Raw genomic sequence first — 24,694 nt, 5'->3', positions numbered from 1 at the left:
CATGAGACAAATTTTTAGTGACAAAAAAATTGATGCGTCGCTGTTTCTACAAATGGAAAACTTAATGTATGCTCTTCTAAAAGAAGATGATGCCTACCTTGAGTATGGCTATAAAGCATACTACGACGAAATTGAAAAAAAGGTTGTCATTAGTCACTTTTGGGATGATCGAAAAGAAGAGGATACAGTAATCGGATTAAAAAGCGAAGTGTTTTTAAAAGCACTTGGTAATAAACATTACTCGGACATGACTTTAATTCGTTCTTATGCGATTGAATTACAAGAATCACCCTTAAAAAAGTTTTTAACACAATTATTTGTTCTATTAGAAGATTTACGTGTTGAGGAAATCGTAAAAAACTTACGCCCTGGCACAAAGCATGTTTTTAAAAGAAGAAAAGAAATGTATCGCAATTACTTTGGTTCACAAAATGAAATCAATCGTGTTCGTAACTATCACGGTGATCGTCTATTTTGTCTCTGCTATCTTTCATTAACGAGCGATAAATATGAAATGTTTAATAATGAATATTTCGAGCAAATTGAATCAATTTTACATGAAACATTCCAAGCTCGTAATACGGAAGATATTATGTATATTGTTGAGAAAATTCGCTATCGTTTAGAAGGACTTCTTGAAAGTGATATGCTTAATAATTATTTCGGACATGCACCGCTTTATTTATCTGTGATTGCAGATGAGAAAGACAGTCGCGCTGAAAAATTAGCAAATGATGATACGCAGCTCCTAGATGACGATGATAACAAAAACAAAATGGATGAAAGCTTCTCGACATGGCACCGTGAAAATAAAAACAATGAAAACGAGAACTTTTTACGCTTTGATTTAGAAAGCGGAACAAAAACAAATATGATGGGTGATACTGCTCGTGAATCAGAAGATGGTGACCAAGCACTTGGTTCTGTACAAGGTACTTCCCAAAAAAGTACACAATCTAACTTTGATGGTGCTGATACAGAGGAAGCAAGAGCGTCTCATGCTTCTAGCCAAAACGACGGTGCATACGGCAAGTATAATGTGGGAGCTTCCCATACATTTAAAGAAGCTCGCAAATCAAATTCTGATGAGAAAAAGGATTACCAAGCTATCAAATCAGTCGTTAATAAAGATGTAAAAGAATTAAAGAAAATTATCGAAAAAACGATTGAAAATAAAACGAATGCAAATAGTGATAAATATTACGGAAGACTTCGTAAGAAATTTCTTCGTATTTATACTGAAAAGCAGCCTCGCATGTTTTATAAAAAAGGACAAGAATCACAAGAGCTCGACGTTGCATTCCAACTATTAGTGGACTGCTCTGGTTCTATGTATAACAAAATGGAAGAAACGAAGAAGAGTGTCGTCCTATTCCATGAAGCATTGAAATCTTTAAAAATCCCGCACGCTATTAGCGGATTTTGGGAAGATGCTTCTAGTGCTAAGCCTGAAGATAAACCGAACGTTATCCATGAAGTTGTGACATACAAAAACTCAACGTTACCAAACGTTGGCCCCGAAATTATGCAGCTTCGCGAAGAAGAAGATAACCGCGACGGATATATCATTCGTATCGTTTCTGAAAAGCTTGCGAAAAGACCAGAAAAGCATAAATTCTTACTTGTCTTTACAGACGGTGAACCTTCTGCACTAGACTATCAACAAGACGGTATTTTAGATACGCATGAAGCTGTCAAACTTGCTCGTAAAAGTGGTATGGAAGTAATCGGGATCTTCATCGAAGAAGGCGAAGCGAAAGAAGCCACTTATCAATTAATGAAGAACATTTATAACCATCACTTCTTAGTTGCAAATCACGCTGAAGATTTACGTCTGAAGATTAAACCACTATTGAAAAAGTTATTACTGAAGACGATTGAATAGAAAAACAGGAGCCTTGCGCTCCTGTTTTTTTCTTTCAATCACTTTGTTTCTGGTTGAAACTTGTATGGAATGGCTACTTCTAATAATGCCTCGAATCCTCCATCGTAGAATGGGAATCGTTCATTTGCTATCGTTCGATCTACCCACTCTATTGCAGAAATTTCTCCTTCATCTTCTGCAATCAGTTCACCTTTTACTGCATTTGCTCGGAATGTAAACAATAGCGCATGATTCCCTGACTCTTCAAAGAATTTTTCATTGATCGCAACAAGTCCACTTGCCAGAACCGTTAAACCTGTCTCTTCTTTTACTTCCCTTACTAGAGCTTCCTCTAACGTTTCACCCTTTTCAACAGCCCCGCCTGGCAATGACCAAACGTTTTGTTCTACATTATGTACCATTAATATTTTATCTGTTTCTTCATCATGTATTAGTGCGTATACGACGTCAACTCTTTGCATGTTCCTTTTCTCCTTCAATTAACTCATCCATTGTAAATAAAGAATGTAGCTGTAAGCCATCTTCTAATAAGTTTTCTCTTCCCTCTTTTGTTCGTTCGATTACACCTAGAACATGATTCACTTTCGCACCGAGTTCTCTTAACTCTTTCGCGCTTAATAATATTTGACCGCCTGTCGTAATAACATCTTCAACAACACAAACATTTTTCCCAGCAATATCAATACCTTCTGCTAACTTACATGTACCGTACTTCTTCGCTTCTTTCCTTACAAATACAACCGGTATACCCGTTTGTAAAGATAATGCTGTTGCTACTGGAATTCCTCCCATTTCTAAACCTGCTAGCACTTCTGTTTCAGGAGGAATGAGCTCTTTCAATTGTTTGGCAATTTCTAATAACAGTACTGGATTAGATTCAAATAAGTACTTATCAAAGTATTGATTTGATACTTGTCCTGAACGAAGCTTAAATGTTCCTGTTAAACGCGATGTATTGTAAATTTCCTTTGCTAATTCCCATTTCTCCATTGTATCTCTCCCCTTTATATACAAATTAATTCATTTTATCACGCCTGTAGTTATTTGTATATTCTTAAAAATACAAATAAAAGAGCCGATTCCTAAGAATCGACCCTTCCTATTAATTCATCACTAACTCAGCTGTGAGCTTTTTTTTTAACTTAGCCAACATGTCCGTTGTCATTTTGTCTAAATCGTATTCTGCTTTAAAGCCCCACTCTTTCATTGCTGCTGTTGCATCAATAGAGTTTGGCCAGCTATCAGCGATTGTTTGACGAGCAGGATCTACAGCGTAATCCATTGTAAACGTCGGGATGTGTTTACGAATTGATGCTGCGATTTGCTCTGGCTCAAAGCTCATTGCTGTAATATTAAATGCATTTCTATGCACTAGCTTATTTGGATCAGCTTCCATTAATGAAATGATCGCTTGTAAAGCATCTGGCATATACATCATATCCATGTATGTTCCTTCTGTAATGTATGAGGTGTATGTGCCTTTTTTAATCGCCTCATAATAAATTTCAACTGCATAATCAGTTGTTCCGCCTCCTGGAGGAGCTACGTAAGAAATTAAACCTGGGAAACGTACACCGCGCGTATCAACGCCAAACTTTTGATGATAATAATCACATAGTAATTCTCCTGCTACTTTGTTTACCCCATACATTGTAGTAGGACGCTGAATTGTATCTTGTGGCGTATTATCTTTCGGCGTTGATGGACCGAATGCACCGATAGAACTTGGCGTGAAAAACTTACAGTTCAATTCACGAGCTGCTTCTAACGCATTTACAAGTCCACCCATATTTAAATTCCAAGCAAATAACGGATTTTTTTCTGCTGTTGCTGAAAGTAAAGCTGCTAAATGAATAATTGTATCTACTTCATTACGCTTTGCAATATCATGTAGTTTTTGTCCATCTGTTACATCTAACGTTTCAAATGGACCAGACGTTACTACTTCACTATCTGTTTCACGAATATCTGTTGCAATAATATTTGATGCACCGTATACATCACGAAGTTTCATTACTAGTTCAGAACCAATTTGCCCTAAAGAACCGGTTACTAGAATTTTTTTCATTTTCCCCACTCCTCATTTGCAAGCTATTCAAAAGATGTCGTTACTTAAATGATGCCCATTTCTTTCCCTACTTTTTCATACTTACGAATTGCTTCATCTAACATTTCTTTCGTATGAGCTGCTGTAGGCATATTACGAACGCGTCCTGTTCCTTTAGCTACAGTTGGGAACACGATAGATTTTGCATATACGCCTTCTTCATTTAGACGTTTACTAAATTCTTGTGTTAATACTTCGTCACCAATAATACAAGGTGTAATTGGCGTTTCACTTTCTCCAATGTTAAAGCCAAGTTCTTTTAACCCTTGTTTTAAATAGCGGCCATTTTCCCATAGACGATCATGTAACTCTGTGCTTTCCATTAAAATTTCAATTGATCTCATGCAAGCTGCCGCATCAGCTGGTGTTAATGCTGTAGAGAATAAGAATGGACGTGAACGAACTTTTAACCAGTCAATTAAGTTTTGTTTCCCTGCTACATATCCACCAATTACCCCAATTGCTTTTGATAATGTACCAATTTGGAAATCAACTTTATCAGACAGACCGAAGTGCTTTACAGTTCCTGCACCTTTACCAAGTACACCTGAACCGTGTGCATCATCTACGTATGTCATTAAATCTAATTCTTCTGCAATCTCAACAATTTCTGGTAGTTTTGCAACATCTCCATCCATTGAAAAGACACCGTCTGTAATTACCATTAATTTATTGTAAAGCCCTGATTCTTTCGCCGCGATTGCTTTTTGGCGTAAATCTTCCATATTAGAATGTTTATAAACAATAATTTTTGCTTTTGATAGACGACTACCATCAATAATAGAAGCATGGTTTAATTCGTCTGAAAGAATCGCATCATTTTTATCCATAACGGCTGAAATCGCTGCCATATTACAGTTAAATCCTGATTGGTAAGCGATTGCTGCTTCTGTATGTTTAAACTTTGCAATTGTCTCTTCTAATTTAATATGCAAATCTAAAGTACCATTAATTGTACGAACAGCTCCTGCTCCAACGCCGTACTTATGAATTGCACCAATTGCTGCTTCTTGCAAACGGCTATCTGTTGCTAATCCAAGATAGTTGTTTGAAGATAAGTTAATATATTCTTTTCCGCCAATTGTAATGATCGGTCCATTTGAACTCTCAAGCGGATCAATTACGTTATAAAGCCCCTTTGATTTTAAATCCTCTAAATTTTCTTCTAAAAATTTCGCAAGTGTTTTACTAGACATTGTGAAGCCTCCCATCGTTCATGTAAGCGAATTATTGTCTTAATAGTTCTAATAATCCCTCTACTAGCTTAACACGTTTTCAGAATTTATTATAGAAAAATAGTTTAAAGTAACCGCTTACAATTCTAGATTATATATGATTCATTACAAGAAATCTATCATTTACTTTTCATATTTGGTAGAATAAAAAAATATTTAAGGGGGCTTCAATCATGGTATTTACTGAATCTGATGTATATAATAACGAAGCATTTTTTGAACAATATATGAAACGAAGATACCGAGAAAATAGCCCAAATGAATCACTTGAAAAACCAGCCTTCTTTCAACTCATTGGTGATGTGAAAGGAAAGAAGATCCTCGATTTAGGCTGCGGTGACGCCAAGTTTGGCGAGGAATTATTAGAGAATGGCTGCCACTCTTACACTGGTATTGAAGGCTCCGAACTTATGTATGAAAAAGCTAAAAAACAACTAGAAAATAAAAATGGGGCCGTCCATTTTTTAAACTTCAAAGACTACACGTACCCTCCTGCTACTTTTGATTTAGTAACATCTAGACTCGCCTTACATTATATTGAACAGCTTCCTATCATTTTTTCAAAATGTGTATCAAACTTTAAAAACAAATGGAACCTTTATCTTTAGCGTTCAACATCCTATTATTACCTCTTCATTTGAAAGCTTACAAACGAGCGGTAAAAGAACGAGCTGGCTCATCGATGATTATTTTAAAACGGGAAAACGCATTGAACCTTGAATTGATCAAGAAGTTATTAAATATCATCGTACAATAGAAGAATATTTTACATTGTTACAACAAGCCGGATTTACAATTACATCCTTAAAAGAAGCTATACCCAATCAAACCTATTTTCAGAGTGAAGAAGAATATGAACGTCGGTTACGTATTCCCCTCTTCCTACTATTTTCTTGCAAAAAATAAAAAAAACGATGAATTACTCATCGTTTTTTTTATCTCATCGCTTGAACAGCTTCTTTACGTACACTTCTTCCTCTTCCATGCGGGATACAGAGCGGTGTTCCAAATAACGGATCAGCGCTTATTTGACACTCCATACGGAATACATCACGAACTAACTTTTGATCAACAACTTCTTCTGGTTTACCTTGCGCATATATTTGTTTATCTTGAATAGCTACAATGTTGTCTGCATAACGGCATGCCAAGTTCAAATCGTGCAATACCATAACAATAGTTCTTTGTTCTGTTTCATTTAATTCGAATAATAAATCTAACACTTCAATTTGGTGAGTCATATCTAAATATGTAGTAGGCTCATCCAGTAAAATAATATCTGTATCTTGTGCAAGTGTCATTGCAATCCAAGCACGTTGACGTTGTCCACCTGAAAGGGCATGCACATCACGCTCAGCAAATTCTGTCATACCTGTTGCCACAAGTGCTTTTTGTACCATTTCCTCATCTTTTTCTGACCATTGTTTCAGCCATGTTTGATATGGATAACGTCCTTGCTTTACAAGTTGCAATACTGTAAGCCCTTCAGGTGCTTGCGGTCCTTGCGGTAAAATTGCCATTTGACGAGCGATTTGCTTCGTTTGCATACTTTGAATCACTTGATTATCTAACAAAATGTCACCAGTTGTTGGTTTTAATAATCTAGCTAGTGAACGCAATAAAGTTGATTTCCCGCAACCGTTAGAACCAATAAAGATTGTAATTTCGCCTTTTGGAATTTCTAAATTCAACTCATCAATAATAATTGTTTCACCATAAGACAGCGTCAAACGTTTCGTCTCTAATGCTTTTTGCATATTCATCTCCCTTTATGAATTCCGACTTTTATAAAGTAAATAAATAAAATAAGGTGCACCAATTGCTGATGTAAATACCCCTGCTGGAATTTCAAGTGGGGTGAAAACTGTACGCCCAATTAAATCTGCAGTAAGTACTAAAATTGCACCAACGATAGCCGCAACTGGGAGTAATGCACCGTATAAAGAACCAACTAGTCTTCGTGAAATATGAGGTGCCATTAAACCGACAAATCCAATTCCTCCGGCGAAGGCAACTGCTCCACCAATTAAAGCTGTACTCAGTAATAACATGAATACGCGTGACTTCGTTAAAGGAACACCAAGTCCTACCGCAATATCATCCCCTAGCTCTTGCGCATTTAAATGTCTAGCAGCTATAAATGATATTACCGTTAAAATAAGAACCCACGGCGCAAGTACCATAACGTTTTGCCATGAAGACCCGTAAACAGTACCTGTAATCCATACATTTGCTTGACTCGCTTGATAAATTGGCGCTAACAACATAAACAACGTCGTTGCCGCTTTCGTTAATGCCCAAAACCCAACACCAATTAAAACAAGACTAATCGGTGATAATCCGTCATTTCTCCATGCAAATAAATATACAAAAAGCGCTACAATCGTTGCCCCAGCAAAGGCTGCTAACGGCATATAATGAATGCTTACAGTTAGCGCATTATTTTTATCACTGAATATAGCTAAAAATAATACAACTGCAACACTTGCACCACCTGTAATCCCGATGATATCAGGAGAAGCAAGTGGATTTCGAACAAGACCTTGTAAAATACATCCTGCTACAGCAAGTGCGATTCCTACAAGGATGGCAATTAAAATACGTGGCATACGAAACTTATTTACAACCATATTAGACATCGCATCGCCATTTCCAGTAATCGCTTGCCATACATCATAAGGAGCAATTTTCATGTCTCCCATACCTGCACTCGCAAAAAATAATCCTATTAAAACAACTAGTAAACTGAATAAGACGAGACAAGCTCGTTTATACATTAAAAACGAGAGCCCGCCTTTTCCTATACGAAACGGAATATACTTCTTCATTTGCTAAGCCCTCTCTTACGTGCAATATAAATAAAGAACGGTGCACCAATAAATGCTGTCATAACTCCTACTGGTACTTCTTGTGGCATAATGACATATCTTGCTGCTATATCAGCCAAGATTAGTAGTATTGCACCTAACAAGCCGCTATATGGTACTCTCCATCTGTGATCGACCCCAACAAGAAATCTGGCAAAATGCGGGATAATAATTCCAATAAATCCAATCGGACCAGCGACTGCAACTGAACCACCAGACAACAGGACAATAATAAGTAGTACGAATGATTTCATTAAAATTGTTCTTTGTCCAAGTCCTTTTGCAACGTCTTCCCCCATCATTAATGTATTTACTTTCCCTGCCATCATAAGAGATGCGATCCAACCTACTAATAAATATGGGAATACAGATTGCAAAATTTCTAACTTTCTTCCTTGCACAGATCCGGCAAGCCAAAATAATACTTCTTCAAGCGCCTTTTCATTTAAAACAAGTAATCCTTGTGTTAATGATGAAAATAATGCACTAATTGCGACCCCTGCTAAAGTTAACTTAAGAGGCGTCGTCCCTTCTTTTCCTAAAGAACTAGAAGCAAATACAAGTACAGCTGCAACTGCTGCCCCTAAAAAGGCAATCCACGTGAAAGCTGATAATGATGTCACGGAAAAAATAACAATTGCTACAACTATGAAGAAAGCAGCACCTGAATTTAATCCAATAAAATCTGGAGAAGCAAGTGGATTCTTCGTTAAAGTTTGCATAAGACAACCGGCAATGGCTAAACTAGCACCAACACTAGCTGCAATTAATGCCCTTGGTAGACGCACATTTTGAATAATAATATGTTCATTGGAACCATTAAAATGAAAAAAAGCATCTAACGCTAATTTCCAACTCGTATTTGTATATCCGAAAATAATACTTCCCCAAATACAAATAACGACTGCAATGATTCCAACAAATAATCCAATCCATTTTGCTTGATTTGTTTTTAATAACATGCAGCGTTTCCCCTTCAATGTATAATGATACGTTGTAAGTGTATTTCAACTTAATTCGCATTGTCAACGGAAATGAGAATTATTTTCAACCATATGTATTGACAATCAAAAGATAAAAGCTTAATATCATGCTTGCTATTGAAAAAACTTCTCAGTATGTAGGGGGTACATAATGAAATTCATGCAAAAGAAATCGTTTACAGTATTTGTATTTTTACTAGCCTTTTCATTACTTTTAAGTGCTTGTGGAAAGTCAAATACGAAAGAAGAATCCAAAGAAAATACGAAAAAAGAAATGATGACTGTGGAACATGCAATGGGTAAAACAGAAGTTCCTGCTAATCCAAAACGTGTAGTCATTTTAACAAATGAAGGTACTGAAGCTTTACTTGAATTAGGTGTGAAACCAGTTGGAGCTGTAAAATCTTGGACTGGTGACCCATGGTATCCACATATTAAAGATAAAATGAAAGATGTAAAAGTTGTTGGTGATGAAGGACAAGTGAACGTGGAAACAATCGCTTCTTTAAAACCAGACTTAATTATCGGTAACAAAATGCGTCACGAAAAAGTGTACGAGCAACTAACAGCAATTGCACCTACTGTGTTCTCTGAAACACTACGTGGTGAATGGAAAGATAACTTCAAATTTTATGCAAAAGCATTAAATAAAGAAAAAGAGGGGCAAAAGGTTTTAACTGATTACGATACACGTATGAAAGATTTAAAAGCCAAACTAGGCGATAAAGTAAATCAAGAAATCTCTATGGTTCGCTTCATGCCTGGTGATGTTCGTATTTATCACGGTGATACATTCTCTGGTGTTATTTTAAAAGAACTTGGATTTAAACGTCCTGGTGATCAAAATAAAGATGACTTTGCAGAGCGTAACGTATCTAAAGAACGTATTTCTGCAATGGATGGCGATGTATTATTCTACTTCACATTCGATAAAGGAAACGAGAAAAAAGGATCTGAATTAGAAAAAGAATATATCAATGATCCTCTATTTAAAAACTTAAATGCAGTGAAAAATGGTAAAGCATACAAAGTTGACGACGTTATTTGGAATACAGCTGGTGGTGTAATGGCTGCTAACCTACTATTAGATGATATGGAAAAACGATTTGTTAAATAATATTTCCGTAACTACTCAGCCACCTTTTGGTGTCTTTTTTTATTTTACTTGTTTCATATGCCTCCCATTTGTAAATACTGAGTATATCAAACAGGGAGGTGAATAGGATGATCCATCGAAAAATCATTTTAGATGCATATAAAAAAGGACCTGAAGCTGTTATTTCTTTATTTGAAGAAACATTTTCTAAGTTAGAAAAACGTATACAAGAACTAGAAAATGCTTCAAAAAAAAACTCCAAAAATAGTCATAATCCACCTTCTACAGATGGTTTGGGTAAGCCCGTTACAAAAAGTTTGCGCAAACCGTCTCATCGTCAAACCGGTGGCCAGTTGGGCCACAAAGGACATACGCTTTATTTGACAACGACTCCGGACCATACGATTACCTATTCTCCTACACATTGTACTTGTTGTAACACTTCCTTACACCAAGAACCTGTAAAAGGATACCGCATTCGCCAAGTGTATGATTTACCACCTATCCAGATAGAAGTGACAGAACATAAAGTGTCACAAAAAGAATGCCCACATTGCCATTCTATCCAAGAATCACAATTTCCTTCTACTGTCTCTCGTCCTGTTCAATATGGTCCAAATATAAAAAGACTGATTCCCTATTTAACGCATTATCAGTGTCTTTCTTTGAAACGAACGAAAGAATTCTTTCAAGATTATTTTGGGCATTCGATTAGTGAAGGAACGTTAGTCAATCATACAAACAGTTTTTCGGCTCAATTGCAGCCCTTTCTTCAAGAAGTAAAAGACAAGATCCTTCAGTCTTCTGTTGTCCATTTTGATGAAACCGGTATGCGAGTAAAAAATAAAACACAATGGTTACATACCGCTAGTACACCGGAGGTGACCTTGCAACATATTCATCAAAAACGCGGAAAAGAAGCAATGGATGCAGGCGGAATTTTACCGTCTTTTTCTGGAATTGCGATGCATGATGGTTGGAAATCGTATGATGCGTATACAGATTGTCGACATGTATTATGCAATGCCCATCTCTTACGAGATTTGCAAGGAATTATAGATAGTACGGGGCAAAAATGGGCTCAACAGATGCAGAAATTTCTCACGCAAGCTTTAACGCTGAAAAAACAATACAAAGGAAGTCTGCCAAAAGCAAAGCAACAGAATCTGTTTACTGTCTATCAAGCCATATTGAAAGAACAACCAGTCTTTTCTGCAAAATTAAAAAAGAAAGGAAAGCAGACGCCTGCTCAAAATTTATGGAATCGCTTCGTCAAATATGCTGATAGAATTCTAGCATTCTTGGAACATCCAGACATTCCATTTGACAATAATCAAGCGGAACGGGATATTCGAATGACGAAAGTCAAACAGAAAGTGTCTGGGACTTTTCGAAGTAAGAAAGGCGCAGAATCCTTTTGTCAGATACGAAGCTTTATAACTACCATGAAAAAACAAAAACAATCTGTCTTACGAGCAATAGGCCAGGTTATAGAAACCGGAACGGTTCCTTTGAATCGCACAACTTCATAAGAGAAATTCTCTATTTGATCTAGATTCTTTCTCTTATTGGAGTATTTTCTTTTCATGTTTTCGAATCGGAAACATGTATTTGGCCTGTTTTTTTATTTGAAGAAGCTGAGTAGTTACATATTTCCTTAACCAGCTCCCCTTCTATGGAGCTGGTTATTTTTCAATTCACTTAAATGTCACATTATTTCGTTTTGTATTTTTATTCCCAATATGTTATATTATAAAAGTAAATAAAATATATTTTCTCTATATCAGAATAAATATTTTAATCTAAATTTTCTGATTAATCACTATTTTATTTTCTTTTAGAATTCAATTATTACATTTGAAAACGCTTATCATCTCGTTTTCAGGGCAAAATACAGTAACGGTCGAAGAAAAATAGAACCTTTTTAGAAATTTTCTTTCTATTTCCATATAATTCTATTGACTTCTAAATATTTTGTAAATTAAAATGATTACATAAATATCCGTTATACAGGATTAGGGGGAAACAAAAATGGATGCAGCTTTAAAATTAGACAAAGCTGGAGAGCAACAATCACCAAAAAAACATCCACCAGGGTTGTACTTGTTGTTCTTAACAGAAATGTGGGAAAGATTTAGTTATTATGGAATGCGTGGCCTTTTAGTTCTTTATTTAACAACTGCTGCTGTTAGTGGTGGGTTAGGATTTGATAAGGCAGTCGCAGTGCAATTATATGGTACTTTTACAGCGGCAGTATATTTCATGCCAATTATAGGCGGATGGCTAACGGATCACTATATCACAAGACGTCATGCCATTACTCTCGGCGGAATTATTATGGCAATCGGTAACTTTGTACTATTCTCAATGAATACAAAAACAGGTCTATTCCTTGGATTAATACTATTAGTTATTGGTAATGGATTCTTCAAACCAAATATTTCTACACTGTTAGGTGAATTGTATGGTGAAAATGATTCACGTCGTGACAGTGCATTTACTATCTTCTATATGGGTATTAACGTAGGTGCTTTCTTCGCTCCACTTATTTGTGGATTTTTAGCAGAAGATTTCTTTAAAACAAGCGCTAATGGCGTTATTGTAATGGGATATAAATACGGATTCTTAGCAGCTTGTATCGGTATGATTATTGGACAAATTGTTTTCAACTTATTAGCTCCTCGTTACCTTGGTAAAGCAGGAACAACAGTTGTCGGTAAAAAGTCAAAAAATCAACCTGCAGTTGAAAAGAAACCTTTAACAAAACAAGAGAAAAATCGTACTTGGGCAATTGTAATTTTAACTTGTTTCGTAGTGTTCTTCTGGGCAGGATTTGAACAAGCTGGTAGTTCTCTAACACTTTATACAAATAAATTTGTTGATCGTACAATTTTCGGTTGGGAAGTTCCAACATCTTGGTTCCAATCAGTTAACCCAGCATTCATCGTACTACTTGCACCATTCGTATCTATGCTATGGTTAAAACTTTCTAAAACAAAACGCGGTGATTTAAAAGTACCAACAAAAATGGCATTAGGTATGATTTTACTAGGTATAGGTTACCTTGTTTTAACATTAGCAGTTCTAAAAACTGGAAGTAGTGAAGCAGATATAACTGTAAAAGCGAACTTATTATTCATCGTTATCACTTATCTCTTCCATACAATTGGTGAGTTATTCTTATCACCAATCGGTCTATCAATGGTAAGTGCAATCGCTCCTGTAAAATTAGCATCATTACTAATGGGGGTGTGGTTAGCTGGTACGGGTATGGCTAACTGGTTAGCAGGTAAACTTGCTTCCTTTACACAATCATTAGGCTACCTTGAAGTATTTGCAAGTATCGGTATTATCGTTATCGTCTTAGGACTTGTACTCCTTCTCTTCTCTAAAAAAGTTGCGAGTATGATGGAATAACACTCGAAAAGACGCTTCTAAAATTAGAAGCGTCTTTTTTATCATTTCTCCTCTAAAGCGTTCACGTTCACGTGAACGCTTTCTCCAGGATTAGATACATCATACACTTGAGCAACCCCACTCTGCTCGTCACAGCTCTCAATCCATACTGGGACGCCCTCATATGTAACGTCAATGCTACTTGAAGAAGATAAAATTTGTTTCACACGTTTTACGTCCATACTACTATTCCTCCTTTTACTTACTACACTCCTTTCTATCTTTTCTTTCCCCTTTAGAATATATTCCATATAGCAGCATTTTAATGGATAGCCTTTTCTTCCTTTCCTGCTAACATTTTCTCTCCTATTACCTTTCTGACAAATAAAAAAAGACGTATATCCCACACGTCTTTTTCCATAATATTCAAACTTTAAGAAAATAATGTTTTTACAACTTCACTTACTTTATCATTATGAATTTGATAATACACTTCTAATCCTCGTCTTTCAAAGCGCACTACTTTATTTTGTTTTAATTTCGTTAAATGTTGCGAAACTGTTGATTGCGGAATTTCTAACACTTCCTGTAATTGTGTTACATTACATGTTCCACGTTGCATTAGTTCCATTACTAGGCGTAGACGCAACGGATGCGCTAACGCTCTTAACATTTGTACATCTTCTTCTGAAATACGACATTCGAATTGATTTTGGCTCATAAAGTTCCCCTCATTTTCGTTTTTATTTTCTTTTTATTTATTTATATATCTGTTCTTATATTTCCTGTTACGACATAACTTTATCAACCTATAAAGCTGAAAATTTTTTCCATCTTAACCAACAAAGAACTCAGGAAAAATTCCTTGCTGATTTTGAATATTATACTATATGATATAACGAAAAAGCAAAACAGCGGGCTGCAAATACTTTGCTTGCAAACGTTGTTTTATCAAGCTTTTTGTTATATTTTCACCTCACTGCAACGTACAGTAATGATATTGTAAAATACCGTCTATAATTGATAACCTATCGTAACGTATTTGGGTTATATTTAACCTCTTTGTTATGCTAAAAGGAATTTTCAGCAAAAAAGATAATGTAATATTAAAAATTGACTTATTGTTGTTTTAATTCGTATTGTACTTGCTCAGACTGTTATTCAAAACTTCCTATTAAATGCATTTGCTTTCTCTTTCTTACTAGATCAACTCAGACCAGCATGTGACACCTATCAAATTTCAACATCATATATACTTAATGCAAAGACGTCATCTAACATATAAGATTAATGATATACGAACAAATAAAACAATATAGAAATAACTTCAAAAAGCAAACTCAAATCTATTTGAGTTTGCTTTTTGTCTACTTTATGAACAAAGCATTTCTTTTAATACTATTATGGAATAATTATACTTTTTTACGTTGACAATAGTGTTGAAGGAGAATATACTAAGCATGTAAGTTGATTGTGAATTGTTTCACAAATAATGTGAATTTCTTCACATAAAATAGATAGGAGTTGTCATTATTATGAGTACTTGGACACAAATTTATGACCCATTAAACAATATTTGGTTATCTGCACTAATCGCAGCACTTCCAATTTTCTGCTTCATCATTTGTTTAATGGGACTGAAAATGAAAAGTTACATGGCTGGTCTTTACAGTGTGATTGTCGCTATTATTCTTGCTATATTCGTTTATAAAATGCCAGCAACCGTAGCTGTAGCATCTGCCGGATTCGGTGTTTTATCTGGATTTTATCCAATTTGTACTATCGTTATCGCAGCAATTTTCCTTTACAAATTAACTGTTAAAACAGAGCAATTCAACATCATTCGTGATAGTATTTCAAGCATTACAAATGATCAACGTTTACAAGTATTATTAATCGCTTATTCTTTCGGTGCTTTCTTAGAAGGCGCAGCTGGTTTAGGGGTTCCAGTTGCTATTACAGCTGCATTACTTGTGGGTATGGGCTTTAATCCATTAAAAGCAGCAGGTATTTGTTTAGTAGCTAACATCGCTGGTGGTGCTATGGGTGCTATGGGTATCCCAGTTACAGTACCAGCACAATTAACTGAACTAGATGCATTAACTATCGGTCGTCAAACTGTTCTTATTTTACCTTTCATTAGTATTGTTTTACCTTTCTTACTTGTATCAATGGTTGATGGAATTAAAGGTATTAAAGAGACTTGGCAAGGTATTCTTGTAAGTGGTGTTTCTTTCGCGGTTACTCAGTTCCTTGTAACTTACTTCTTAGGTGCAGAACTTACTAATATTTTCGCAGCTGTTGTAAGTATGATCTCTCTTGCATTATTCTTACGTGTTTGGCAGCCAAAATCTTCTACTCAAGAAGAAAAACAAGAAGAAAAAGTATCTCATACATCTAATCAAATTTTATATGCTTGGTCTCCATTCGTATTCTTAACTGCATTCGTAACAATCTTTAATTTAGAACCAATTAAAGCTTTATTTGCTCCGGATGGCGCACTAGCAAACTTAGTATTTAACATCCAATTCCCTGGTCTTCATAACGCTGTTATGAAAACTACACCTATTACAAAAGCTGATACACCTTTCGCAGCTGTTTTCAAATTTGATGTATTCTCATCTACAACTACTGCAATCGTATTAGCAATTATCGTTTCACTTATCGTGTACCGCGTAAAAGGTAAAATGGTTAAAGAATTAGTAGTGGAAACAATGAAAGAACTAAAAGCTCCAGTATATACAATCTGTAGCGTTATCGCTTTAGCTTACGTAGAGAACTACTCTGGTATGTCATCTACACTTGGACTTGCATTCTCTTCTACTGGTAATGCATTCCCAGTTCTTTCTCCAATCTTAGGATGGATTGGCGTATTCATTACAGGATCAGTAGTATCAAGTGGTTCATTATTCGCACCGCTTCAAGCAGTAACTGCAGATCAATTAAACATCGTTCCTTCTACACTTGTTGCATTAAACGTAGTAGGTGGTACAATGGCAAAAATGGTTTCACCACAATCTGTAGCCGTTGCTTGTGCAGCTGTTGGACTAGTTGGTAAAGAATCTGCCTTATTTAAAACAGCGATGAAATACAGTTTAACCTTCTTAGCTATTATTAGCTTACTTCAATTAAACTCTGTATTTAATATCTTTTAAAAAAAACACCGATCCAAATGGATCGGTGTTTTTTCACATTACATCTTCTTATTCTTTAATAAAGAAGCACCAGCAATTTCAGGATGCGTCATTTCGAATGGATCCAAAATAATATCCAATTCTTCTTCTGTCAGTACACCATGTTCTAAACATAACTCCCTAACAGATTTCCCTGTTTCAATTGCTTCACGCGCAATACGAGATGCTGCTTCGTAACCAATATGAGGGTTAACTGCCGTAATAATTCCAACACTTTTCTCAACATATTGCTTCAGCAATTCTTCATTTGCTGTAATTCCTTCAATACAATATTCACGGAATACACGGAATCCGTTATTCATAATACTTATAGATTGAATTAAATTAAATACAAGCACAGGCTCCATTACATTTAACTCTAATTGTCCTGCTTCTGATGCTAAACAAATTGTATGATCATTACCAATTACTTGGAAAGCAACTTGATTAATTACTTCTGCCATAACAGGATTTACTTTACCTGGCATAATAGATGAACCTGGTTGACGAGCTGGTAATTGAATTTCCGCCAATCCAACACGTGGACCAGATGCCATAATGCGAAGATCGTTTGCAATTTTAGACATGTTCATCATACATACTTTTAATGCCGCAGATACTTCTGTGTATGCATCTGTGTTTTGCGTTGCATCAACTAAATGCTCTGCACCAATAAGTGGGAATCCGCTAAATGTACGCAAGTGTTTAACCACTTGTTCAATGTAGGTAGGGTTTGCATTTAATCCCGTACCAACAGCTGTCGCCCCCATGTTCACTTCATATAAATGTTGGCGAGACTGTTTAATTCTTTTTATATCACGCGCAAGCACTCGGCTATACGCTTCAAATTCTTGTCCAAGACGAATCGGAACAGCATCTTGTAAATGTGTACGTCCCATTTTAATGACGTGATCGAACTCTTTTGCTTTTGCACGGAAAGCAGAATGAAGTTCTTCCATTGTAATAAGAAGTTCTTCTAACATCATAAGAGTTGCAATATGAATTCCCGTTGGAAACGCATCATTCGTTGATTGAGCCATGTTCACATGCGTGTTTGGGCTAATTTTCACATACTCGCCTTTTTCATATCCCATACGTTCTAAAGCTCGATTAGCGATTACTTCATTTGTATTCATATTAATAGAAGTTCCAGCACCGCCTTGGATTGGATCCACGATAAATTGATCATGGAATTTTCCATCAACAATTTCTTGCGCTGCCTCTGCAATTTCATATCCAATGTCTTTAGCTAAGTAACCAGTATCCATATTTGCAAGGGCCGCCGCTTTTTTCACAATTGCCATTGCCGTAATGAGTGACGGATGAATGCGATATCCTGTAATCGGGAAATTTTCTACAGCACGTAATGTTTGTACCCCATAATAAGCTACACTCGGTACTTCCTTTTCACCTAAAAAATCTTTCTCTATACGTATATCCTTCGTTGCTATCATTTTCATCACCTATACTTTTCATTCTAAATCCTTATCTAAAAAATTCGCCTCTAAAAAAACGAGTATCATTCAGAAGAATTTTTCAGTATCCACCTTCACTATATAGCACCTTTTTTGAAAGCGCAAACATTTATTTTTCTATATATACCTTTTATAAAGTGAAACTTTAATCAGTGGGGGTTTTGTTGATCCCCCCCTAACTTCTTCGCTTTCGCTGAATTTTGAGTTAGGAGTCTTACTGCCTGTTAATGCGGGATAAAAATTTATAGAAAATCATTCTTCTACCTTCTTTATTTCCACTCGTTTAATTTGATGCATATCCTTTTCAAGGACTTTAAAAGAAAAGCCGTGTTTTTCAATAATATCTCCTTCAGCAACGATTTGCTTTTGTACCATAATCCAGCCACCAATTGTATCTACATCAGCAGCGATCAAGTGTATACCAAATAAATCATTTACTTCACTAATAAGCACTTTTCCCTCTACGATCTTACACCCTTCACTTATATGCTCTATAGGCGGGTGTTCATCTTCATCGTATTCATCTCGGATTTCTCCAACAATTTCTTCTAAAATATCCTCTAGTGTAACAATACCCGCTGTACCGCCATATTCATCATATAATACAGCTAATGGAATTCGTTTTCTTTGCATTTGTAATAACAAATCATGTATAGGAATATTTTCTAGCACTTCAATAACTGGCCTTGTATATGGCGTAATTGAGCACTCCTCGTCTCGATTACCGTCCATATAACGAATAAATAAATCCTTTACATTAACCATCCCAATAATTTCATCTTTATCTTCACCAAATACGGGATATCTCGTGTACTTCTCTTGTGCGATTATTTTAATATGTGTTTCAAATGATTCGTCCTCATATAAACCTACAACTTCCGTACGAGGTACCATAATTTCCTTTGCGACTCTATTATCGAATTCAAAAATATTATTTACATATTTAAATTCCCTTTGATTAATCTCTCCGCTCTCATAACTCTCGGATAAGATTAATCGTAATTCTTCCTCCGAATGAGCAACTTCATGTTCAGAAGCCGGATGTAATCCGAATAACCCTGTCACAAGCCTTGCAGAACCATTTAAAGCCCAAATAAACGGATACATTACTCGATAAAAGTAAATAATTGGCTTCGATAATAATAAGCTAACTTGCTCTGCCCTTTGTATAGCGAGCGTCTTCGGAGCAAGTTCACCAATGACAACATGTAAAAATGTAATCACTGCAAAGGCAATAATAAATGAAACTGTACTTGCAATTGCAGGAGATAAATGTAGTTTTAAAAACAACGGCTCGAGTAAATGTTTTATAGTTGGCTCTCCTAACCACCCGAGCCCTAAAGCAGTAATTGTAATACCTAACTGACACGCTGATAAATACTCATCTAAATTCGAAGTTACTTTTTTAGCTGCCAATGCTCCTCGTCGTTTTTCACTAACGAGTTGATCAATACGACTGCTACGCACCTTAATAATTGCAAACTCAACAGCTACAAAAAAACCTGTTAATGCAATAAGGATGGCTACCATCAATAATTTTATAATATCCACATATACCCTTTAGCTTTCTTAGCTAAAGTTACACCTCCTTTTAAAAAGAAGTTTCACTTTAGTTTCTTCATTTACGCAAAAGCAACCCTATATAAAATTCACCAATTTCAAACCTCATACAATTCTAAAGGTAGGCCGTCAGGGTCTTGAAAAAAGACGAATTTTTTTCCGGTTATTTCATCCATACGTATCGATTCAGTCTCAACACCACATTGATGTAAGTGTTTCACAGCCTCTCCTATATTTGTAACAGCAAATGCTAAATGTCTAAGTCCAGCCGCTTCTGGGAAACTTGGGCGCTCAGGTGGATTTGGAAATGAAAATAATTCAATTTGATACTCTTCCCCTACACATAAATCTAACTTATAAGAATCTCGTTCCTTTCTATATACTTCATTTATCGCTTTAAACCCCAATATCCGAGTATAAAAATCTTTTGATACTTCATAATTCGAACAAATAATTGCAACGTGATGCACTCTACTTATATTCATGACTTCTCTATTCCTTTCTTTACCAAAGATGCATATTCTCCCTTGAAATGAAAAACATATATAGCAGAATATCTCTTTTAGGGGGCTTACTATGAAATTTATTACTTTTTTCGTGGGACTTATCGTTGTTTTCTTCCTTGCTTATATTGCTAGCAACAATAAGAAACATATTAAATTTAAACCAATTTTCATCATGCTTATTATACAGTTAATTTTAACCTATTTATTATTAAATACAGAAATCGGCCTCATACTTATTCGGGTCATTTCCAGTCTGTTTACAAAGCTACTCGAGTACGCTGCTGATGGTATAAACTTTGTATTTGGCGGTCTTGCCAATAAAGGTGAAATGTCATTTTTCCTTACTGTCTTATTACCAATTGTCTTTATTTCCGTCTTAATTGGTATACTACAACATTTCAAAATACTACCATTTTTTATTCATTGGATCGGTTACTTCCTTAGCAAAATAAATGGTCTTGGGAAATTAGAATCTTACAACGCTATCGCCTCTGCCATTGTCGGCCAATCAGAAGTTTTTATTACAGTTAAAAAGCAATTAGCTCAAATTCCAAAACACCGTCTTTATACACTTTGTGCTTCTGCCATGTCAACCGTATCTATGTCTATCGTAGGTGCCTATATGACAATGATCGAGCCTAAATATGTAGTAACAGCACTCGTTCTCAATTTATTTAGTGGTTTTATTATCGTACTCATCATTAATCCTTACGACGTTAAAGATGACGAAGATATTTTAGAAATTAAAGGCGAAAAGCAAAGCTTTTTTGAAATGCTTGGAGAATACATTCTAGATGGCTTTCGCGTAGCCATCGTTGTCGGCGCTATGCTCATCGGATTCGTCGCATTAATTAGCTGCATTAATGACCTATTCCTCATTATATTCGGCATTACTTTCCAGCAATTAATCGGCTACGTATTTGCGCCTGTTGCATTCCTTATCGGTGTACCTAGTTCTGAAATTGTCACAGCTGGTAGCATTATGGCAACGAAGCTTGTAACGAATGAGTTTGTAGCAATGATGGACCTTAATAAAATTTCTAATAGCCTTTCTCCTCGTACAGTTGGTATTATTTCTGTTTTCCTCGTCTCTTTTGCCAACTTCTCTTCTATCGGTATTATTTCAGGTGCGGTAAAAGGATTAAACGAAGAACAAGGAAACGTCGTTGCCAGATTTGGCCTTAAATTACTATATGGAGCTACTCTCGTTAGCATTTTATCTGCAATTATCGTAAGCATTATGTTGTAATTAGGTAAAATTTTATCATTTTCTTATCCCTATCTTTTGTATACAATAACGAATAGATGTCTTATAAAGTGAAACTTTACTCAGAGGGGGCTATCCCCCTCTGAGTATTAGTTGAACCAATCGGGCTTTTACGGGCAGTTAACTCCCACCTAACTTCCTTGCATTCGCTGGACTTTGAGGTGGGAGTTTTACTGCCCGTTAATGCGGGATAAATAATCAAGACATCTATTTTTTATACATGTACAATCGCTTTTATTTAGCGTACAATATTTTTTATGTGTTTGAATGCGCTTCTAGATGTATACACTTTGATAGTTTTAAAGGAGAAAAATGATGAAATCCGATATGAACAAAGATACCCGATCCAAAAAAGGACACTCAAAGAAAAAACGCCTACTTTGGTTCCTTCTTATTCCATTACTGATTATAGCACTTGGAGCAGGAGGCTATTCCTTCCATATATACAGTAAAGCGAAATCTGTGTTAAGTAATGCCTACTCTGAACTGGGCCGCGGGGATAAATCCAGCAAACGTGAAAAAGCCGTGAAACCTATGACTGACAACATTTCTGTACTTATTATGGGTGTTGATGAAAGTGATATTAGGGACAAGAATTATGGAAAAGCAACTCGTACGGATGCGCTATTACTTGCAACAATTAATAAAAACGATAAATCTGTTAAACTTGTGAGTATTCCACGTGACTCACGTGTCTACATTAAATCACGTGATAAATACGATAAAATTACACATGCGCACGTATTCGGTGGTGTGGACAGCACAATTGATACCGTGGAGAAATTTTTAGATGTTCCAGTTGATTACTATGTAAAATTTAACTTTAAATCATTTATCAAAATTGTCGATTCTCTTGGTGGTATTACTGTCGATGTTCCAGTTGAGTTTACAGAACAAAATAGTAAAGACGAAGCAGATGCAATTCACCTCAAAAAAGGACGCCAACATTTAAATGGAGAAGAGGCATTAGCACTAGCTAGAACTCGTCATATCGATAGTGATTACATGCGCGGTCAACGACAACAGCTTGTTTTAGAAGCTATTGCTGAAAAAGCACTATCTCTTAATTCCATTAATAAAATCGGTGGTCTACTAGACGCTGTCGATAAAGACTTAAAAACAAATTTAACTTTTGATGATATGATGACAATTGCCAAAAATTCAATGGATTCCAATCTAAAAATGGACAAAATGCAAGTAGAAGGTACTGATAAATATATAGGTGGTATTTATTATTACGTTCCAAATGAAAAAAGCGTCAATAATATTTCGACAACACTACAAGAACATCTCGGTGTTACGAATAAAAATGAACATAAAAAATTATAATAAAAAGGCTGCTAGATCTTTCTAGACAGCCTTTTTATTATAATTTTCAACATATTTCTCGTACATATTGTGACAAAAAGAGACAATTGTTACAACAGTGTAACGTTTTTTATAAAAACATTACACACATAGTGGAAATAATAGTATACTAGTACGTACATAATGTTATTTTCATCATTTTTATACAAAAAATGTAATACATATATTTATACAAAAATTTCTGGGGGGAAATAAATGAAGCTAAGTAAAATACTGATCGGTTCTGCAATTACTGGAGGCATATTACTTTGTGTAGGCGGTGTTAGTGGATATCAATATGTATCCAAACTAAATAATCAATTAAATACTACTGCATTACCAAATACTACATTTGAAGGTATTTCTCTCGATGGAAAAAATAAAAAAGATATTCAAGCAATTATTAATCAAAAGGTAACTGAATTAGATCAAAAATCTCTTACCTACATATTCCAAAATGATAAACAAACGTACACATGGAAAGACTTAGGTATAAATTATAAGGAAAAAGATATTATCGACAAAATCTTTAAAGAGCAAGAAGGAAACGCAATGAATCGTTACAAAATGCGGAAGCAGGCCGAAAACGGTGAATTAAAGCGTGACTATAAATTAACAGCTCAATTAAATACAACTGCTTATGAAAGCTTTATGAAGGATAAATATAATGACACATTAAAAAATCCTGTTAATGCAGAATTAAGTGTTGAAGGCTCTACAGTAAATATTAGCCAAAGTCAAAATGGAGAAAAAATTGATAAAGGAAAATTAACTGATTTAACGCAGCAGGCCATTACTTCTGGCTCATCGGACGTTACATTACCAGTTACACTATTAAAACCTGAGCGTTCTACAGAAGATATACAGAAAATGGGGATTAAAGAAGTAATTGCTGAATATTCAACCCCAATGGCTGGTCGGAATGGAAACCAGTCCTATAACGTAAATAAGTCAGCTAATACTTTAAGTGGAGTTATTGTCGCACCTGATGAAACGTTTAGTTTTAATGGCCGTGTTGGCGTAACGGATGCTGCCCATGGTTATAAATCCGCAGCAGTATTTTCACAAGGTAAAGTTATACAAAGTGCAGGCGGAGGCGTTTGCCAAGTTAGTAGTACTTTATATAGCGCAGCTTTAAGAGCAGATTTAGGAATTGTTTCTCGAAGTAATCATTCTATGCCCGTAAATTATTTACCACTTGGGCAAGATGCAGCAGTGGCAGATTATGGTCCGGATTTAAAATTTAAAAACAATACAGGCAATCATATTTATATTCAAGCATTTTCAAACGGCGGTAGTATTACTACTCGCATTTTTGGTACAAATACTGGTAAAAATGTTGAAGTTTCTTCTCAAGTAGTTAGTAGAACTGGTGATAAAATAACAGCGGTTACGTATAAAAAAGTAACACAAAACGGTGAAGTAGTATCAAATGGACAAATTTCCAAAAGCGTATATAAAAGTGCCCCAACACAATGAGACACCATCAAATTGGCAAACAAAAAAGGCGTGATCTATTCACGCCTTTTTCTTTTGCAATAATAGTAAAAAAGCTTCAAGATGGTCTTTCGTTTCTTCTAAAGACCACATGCGATTTCCTTGCTTCGCAGCTAATACGCACGCCTCTTCCCAAGCGTTCTTTTTCTTCATATATAATAATTCATCGCGTAATTTCAAAACAATTTCTTCATCTTCTTGCTCTATAAACTCTTCCATCACGCCTACTATTTCATCCTCATGGATACTTAACGTACAATACGATTTGAGAAAATATTGTAATGTCGTATACATATTTAC

Annotated in this window: 21 protein-coding genes and 1 pseudogene; 9 read left to right on the top strand and 13 right to left on the bottom strand. The window is 35.6% G+C overall.

Annotated features, from left to right (window positions below):
* The first annotated feature begins 1 nt into the window (after position 1).
* A complete protein-coding gene (locus QCI41_RS21115; protein WP_353836763.1) occupies positions 2 to 1,885 on the top strand; it encodes a vWA domain-containing protein in 1,884 nt (627 codons plus the stop codon).
* A 38-nt stretch (positions 1,886 to 1,923) separates the two neighbouring features.
* On the opposite strand, the gene QCI41_RS21110 is transcribed toward QCI41_RS21115, so the two are convergent.
* The 4 genes from QCI41_RS21110 to QCI41_RS21095 all read right to left on the bottom strand — a co-directional run bounded on the left by QCI41_RS21110 (position 1,924) and on the right by QCI41_RS21095 (position 5,188).
* A complete protein-coding gene (locus QCI41_RS21110; protein ID WP_353836764.1) occupies positions 1,924 to 2,346 on the bottom strand; it encodes an NUDIX hydrolase in 423 nt (140 codons plus the stop codon).
* Positions 2,333 to 2,875 carry an orotate phosphoribosyltransferase gene (gene pyrE, locus QCI41_RS21105; protein ID WP_353836765.1) on the bottom strand — a complete coding sequence of 181 codons (543 nt, stop codon included), beginning with the start codon at positions 2,873 to 2,875 and terminating at the stop codon, positions 2,333 to 2,335. The genes QCI41_RS21110 and pyrE overlap by 14 nt, the downstream gene beginning before the upstream one ends.
* A 112-nt stretch (positions 2,876 to 2,987) precedes the next feature.
* Positions 2,988 to 3,953 (bottom strand): L-threonine 3-dehydrogenase, encoded by a 966-nt coding sequence (locus tag QCI41_RS21100; RefSeq protein ID WP_353836766.1) that lies wholly within the window; start codon positions 3,951 to 3,953, stop codon positions 2,988 to 2,990.
* A gap of 44 nt (positions 3,954 to 3,997) precedes the next feature.
* Positions 3,998 to 5,188 carry a glycine C-acetyltransferase gene (locus QCI41_RS21095; RefSeq protein WP_353836767.1) on the bottom strand — a complete coding sequence of 397 codons (1,191 nt, stop codon included), beginning with the start codon at positions 5,186 to 5,188 and terminating at the stop codon, positions 3,998 to 4,000.
* A gap of 212 nt (positions 5,189 to 5,400) precedes the next feature.
* On the opposite strand from QCI41_RS21095, the pseudogene QCI41_RS21090 reads away from it, so the two are divergent.
* Positions 5,401 to 6,133, top strand: a pseudogene (locus QCI41_RS21090) (class I SAM-dependent methyltransferase).
* 29 nt (positions 6,134 to 6,162) lie between these two features.
* Here the strand turns inward: QCI41_RS21090 and QCI41_RS21085 are convergent.
* Genes QCI41_RS21085 through QCI41_RS21075 form a run of 3 tightly spaced genes read right to left on the bottom strand, consistent with a single transcriptional unit; the run spans position 6,163 to position 9,056 of the window.
* Complete coding sequence (locus tag QCI41_RS21085; protein ID WP_353836768.1) at positions 6,163 to 6,984, bottom strand: ABC transporter ATP-binding protein; 822 nt, start codon at positions 6,982 to 6,984, stop codon at positions 6,163 to 6,165.
* A gap of 12 nt (positions 6,985 to 6,996) precedes the next feature.
* Positions 6,997 to 8,055, bottom strand: a complete 1,059-nt coding sequence (locus QCI41_RS21080; protein ID WP_353836769.1) for a FecCD family ABC transporter permease — start codon at positions 8,053 to 8,055, stop codon at positions 6,997 to 6,999.
* Positions 8,052 to 9,056, bottom strand: coding sequence for a FecCD family ABC transporter permease (locus QCI41_RS21075; RefSeq protein ID WP_353836770.1), 1,005 nt, complete (start codon positions 9,054 to 9,056; stop codon positions 8,052 to 8,054). Before QCI41_RS21075 ends, QCI41_RS21080 begins: the two co-directional genes overlap by 4 nt.
* A gap of 172 nt (positions 9,057 to 9,228) precedes the next feature.
* Here QCI41_RS21075 and QCI41_RS21070 point away from each other — a divergent pair, with 172 nt between their 5' ends.
* From QCI41_RS21070 to QCI41_RS21060, 3 genes are all read left to right on the top strand, one after another.
* The gene (locus QCI41_RS21070) at positions 9,229 to 10,194 is read left to right on the top strand and encodes an ABC transporter substrate-binding protein (protein ID WP_353836771.1); all 966 of its coding nucleotides are present in this window, start codon (positions 9,229 to 9,231) and stop codon (positions 10,192 to 10,194) included.
* 107 nt (positions 10,195 to 10,301) lie between these two features.
* A complete protein-coding gene (gene tnpC / locus QCI41_RS21065; protein WP_353836579.1) occupies positions 10,302 to 11,705 on the top strand; it encodes an IS66 family transposase in 1,404 nt (467 codons plus the stop codon).
* 499 nt (positions 11,706 to 12,204) lie between these two features.
* Positions 12,205 to 13,590 carry a peptide MFS transporter gene (locus QCI41_RS21060; protein WP_097820153.1) on the top strand — a complete coding sequence of 462 codons (1,386 nt, stop codon included), beginning with the start codon at positions 12,205 to 12,207 and terminating at the stop codon, positions 13,588 to 13,590.
* A gap of 41 nt (positions 13,591 to 13,631) precedes the next feature.
* Here the strand turns inward: QCI41_RS21060 and QCI41_RS21055 are convergent, their stop codons facing one another.
* Both QCI41_RS21055 and QCI41_RS21050 read right to left on the bottom strand, forming a co-directional pair.
* Positions 13,632 to 13,811: an acid-soluble spore protein H gene (locus QCI41_RS21055; protein WP_098324222.1), complete on the bottom strand. Its 180-nt coding sequence runs from the start codon at positions 13,809 to 13,811 to the stop codon at positions 13,632 to 13,634.
* A 191-nt stretch (positions 13,812 to 14,002) separates the two neighbouring features.
* Positions 14,003 to 14,290 (bottom strand): ArsR/SmtB family transcription factor, encoded by a 288-nt coding sequence (locus QCI41_RS21050; RefSeq protein ID WP_000081429.1) that lies wholly within the window; start codon positions 14,288 to 14,290, stop codon positions 14,003 to 14,005.
* 814 nt (positions 14,291 to 15,104) lie between these two features.
* Between QCI41_RS21050 and QCI41_RS21045 the strand changes: the two genes are divergently transcribed.
* Positions 15,105 to 16,724, top strand: coding sequence for an L-lactate permease (locus QCI41_RS21045; protein ID WP_353836772.1), 1,620 nt, complete (start codon positions 15,105 to 15,107; stop codon positions 16,722 to 16,724).
* A gap of 38 nt (positions 16,725 to 16,762) precedes the next feature.
* On the opposite strand, the gene aspA is transcribed toward QCI41_RS21045, so the two are convergent.
* From aspA to gloA2, 3 genes are all read right to left on the bottom strand, one after another.
* Complete coding sequence (gene aspA / locus QCI41_RS21040) at positions 16,763 to 18,196, bottom strand: aspartate ammonia-lyase (RefSeq protein WP_353836773.1); 1,434 nt, start codon at positions 18,194 to 18,196, stop codon at positions 16,763 to 16,765.
* A 273-nt stretch (positions 18,197 to 18,469) separates the two neighbouring features.
* On the bottom strand, positions 18,470 to 19,768 hold the full coding sequence (locus tag QCI41_RS21035; RefSeq protein ID WP_353836774.1) for a hemolysin family protein: 1,299 nt from the start codon (positions 19,766 to 19,768) through the stop codon (positions 18,470 to 18,472).
* Between the two features lie 107 nt (positions 19,769 to 19,875).
* A complete protein-coding gene (gloA2, locus tag QCI41_RS21030; protein ID WP_353836775.1) occupies positions 19,876 to 20,262 on the bottom strand; it encodes an SMU1112c/YaeR family gloxylase I-like metalloprotein in 387 nt (128 codons plus the stop codon).
* 91 nt (positions 20,263 to 20,353) lie between these two features.
* On the opposite strand from gloA2, the gene QCI41_RS21025 reads away from it, so the two are divergent.
* From QCI41_RS21025 to QCI41_RS21015, 3 genes are all read left to right on the top strand, one after another.
* Positions 20,354 to 21,532, top strand: a complete 1,179-nt coding sequence (locus QCI41_RS21025) for a NupC/NupG family nucleoside CNT transporter (protein WP_098275199.1) — start codon at positions 20,354 to 20,356, stop codon at positions 21,530 to 21,532.
* A 330-nt stretch (positions 21,533 to 21,862) separates the two neighbouring features.
* Entirely contained in the window at positions 21,863 to 22,879 is a 1,017-nt protein-coding gene (locus QCI41_RS21020) for an LCP family protein (protein ID WP_353836776.1), read from the top strand.
* A 234-nt stretch (positions 22,880 to 23,113) separates the two neighbouring features.
* On the top strand, positions 23,114 to 24,376 hold the full coding sequence (locus QCI41_RS21015) for a VanW family protein (RefSeq protein WP_353836777.1): 1,263 nt from the start codon (positions 23,114 to 23,116) through the stop codon (positions 24,374 to 24,376).
* 39 nt (positions 24,377 to 24,415) lie between these two features.
* Here QCI41_RS21015 and QCI41_RS21010 read toward each other — a convergent pair whose 3' ends face one another.
* Positions 24,416 to 24,688 (bottom strand): hypothetical protein, encoded by a 273-nt coding sequence (locus QCI41_RS21010; RefSeq protein ID WP_000288799.1) that lies wholly within the window; start codon positions 24,686 to 24,688, stop codon positions 24,416 to 24,418.
* Between the last annotated feature and the right edge of the window lie 6 nt (positions 24,689 to 24,694).

Source organism: Bacillus cereus group sp. MG4, assembly GCF_040460055.1.
GTDB lineage: Bacteria > Bacillota > Bacilli > Bacillales > Bacillaceae_G > Bacillus_A > Bacillus_A wiedmannii.
This window is presented reverse-complemented; position numbering and strand designations above follow the sequence as displayed.

What these genes read in the sequence shown, in the direction of transcription:
- QCI41_RS21115 (WP_353836763.1), top strand. Translation starts at nt 2, where the DNA reads ATGAGACAAATTTTTAGTGACAAAAAAATTGATGCGTCGCTGTTTCTA.
- QCI41_RS21110 (WP_353836764.1), bottom strand. Translation starts at nt 2,346, where the DNA reads ATGCAAAGAGTTGACGTCGTATACGCACTAATACATGATGAAGAAACA.
- pyrE (WP_353836765.1), bottom strand. Translation starts at nt 2,875, where the DNA reads ATGGAGAAATGGGAATTAGCAAAGGAAATTTACAATACATCGCGTTTA.
- QCI41_RS21100 (WP_353836766.1), bottom strand. Translation starts at nt 3,953, where the DNA reads ATGAAAAAAATTCTAGTAACCGGTTCTTTAGGGCAAATTGGTTCTGAA.
- QCI41_RS21095 (WP_353836767.1), bottom strand. Translation starts at nt 5,188, where the DNA reads ATGTCTAGTAAAACACTTGCGAAATTTTTAGAAGAAAATTTAGAGGAT.
- QCI41_RS21085 (WP_353836768.1), bottom strand. Translation starts at nt 6,984, where the DNA reads ATGCAAAAAGCATTAGAGACGAAACGTTTGACGCTGTCTTATGGTGAA.
- QCI41_RS21080 (WP_353836769.1), bottom strand. Translation starts at nt 8,055, where the DNA reads ATGAAGAAGTATATTCCGTTTCGTATAGGAAAAGGCGGGCTCTCGTTT.
- QCI41_RS21075 (WP_353836770.1), bottom strand. Translation starts at nt 9,056, where the DNA reads ATGTTATTAAAAACAAATCAAGCAAAATGGATTGGATTATTTGTTGGA.
- QCI41_RS21070 (WP_353836771.1), top strand. Translation starts at nt 9,229, where the DNA reads ATGAAATTCATGCAAAAGAAATCGTTTACAGTATTTGTATTTTTACTA.
- tnpC (WP_353836579.1), top strand. Translation starts at nt 10,302, where the DNA reads ATGATCCATCGAAAAATCATTTTAGATGCATATAAAAAAGGACCTGAA.
- QCI41_RS21060 (WP_097820153.1), top strand. Translation starts at nt 12,205, where the DNA reads ATGGATGCAGCTTTAAAATTAGACAAAGCTGGAGAGCAACAATCACCA.
- QCI41_RS21055 (WP_098324222.1), bottom strand. Translation starts at nt 13,811, where the DNA reads ATGGACGTAAAACGTGTGAAACAAATTTTATCTTCTTCAAGTAGCATT.
- QCI41_RS21050 (WP_000081429.1), bottom strand. Translation starts at nt 14,290, where the DNA reads ATGAGCCAAAATCAATTCGAATGTCGTATTTCAGAAGAAGATGTACAA.
- QCI41_RS21045 (WP_353836772.1), top strand. Translation starts at nt 15,105, where the DNA reads ATGAGTACTTGGACACAAATTTATGACCCATTAAACAATATTTGGTTA.
- aspA (WP_353836773.1), bottom strand. Translation starts at nt 18,196, where the DNA reads ATGATAGCAACGAAGGATATACGTATAGAGAAAGATTTTTTAGGTGAA.
- gloA2 (WP_353836775.1), bottom strand. Translation starts at nt 20,262, where the DNA reads ATGAATATAAGTAGAGTGCATCACGTTGCAATTATTTGTTCGAATTAT.
- QCI41_RS21025 (WP_098275199.1), top strand. Translation starts at nt 20,354, where the DNA reads ATGAAATTTATTACTTTTTTCGTGGGACTTATCGTTGTTTTCTTCCTT.
- QCI41_RS21020 (WP_353836776.1), top strand. Translation starts at nt 21,863, where the DNA reads ATGATGAAATCCGATATGAACAAAGATACCCGATCCAAAAAAGGACAC.
- QCI41_RS21015 (WP_353836777.1), top strand. Translation starts at nt 23,114, where the DNA reads ATGAAGCTAAGTAAAATACTGATCGGTTCTGCAATTACTGGAGGCATA.
- QCI41_RS21010 (WP_000288799.1), bottom strand. Translation starts at nt 24,688, where the DNA reads ATGTATACGACATTACAATATTTTCTCAAATCGTATTGTACGTTAAGT.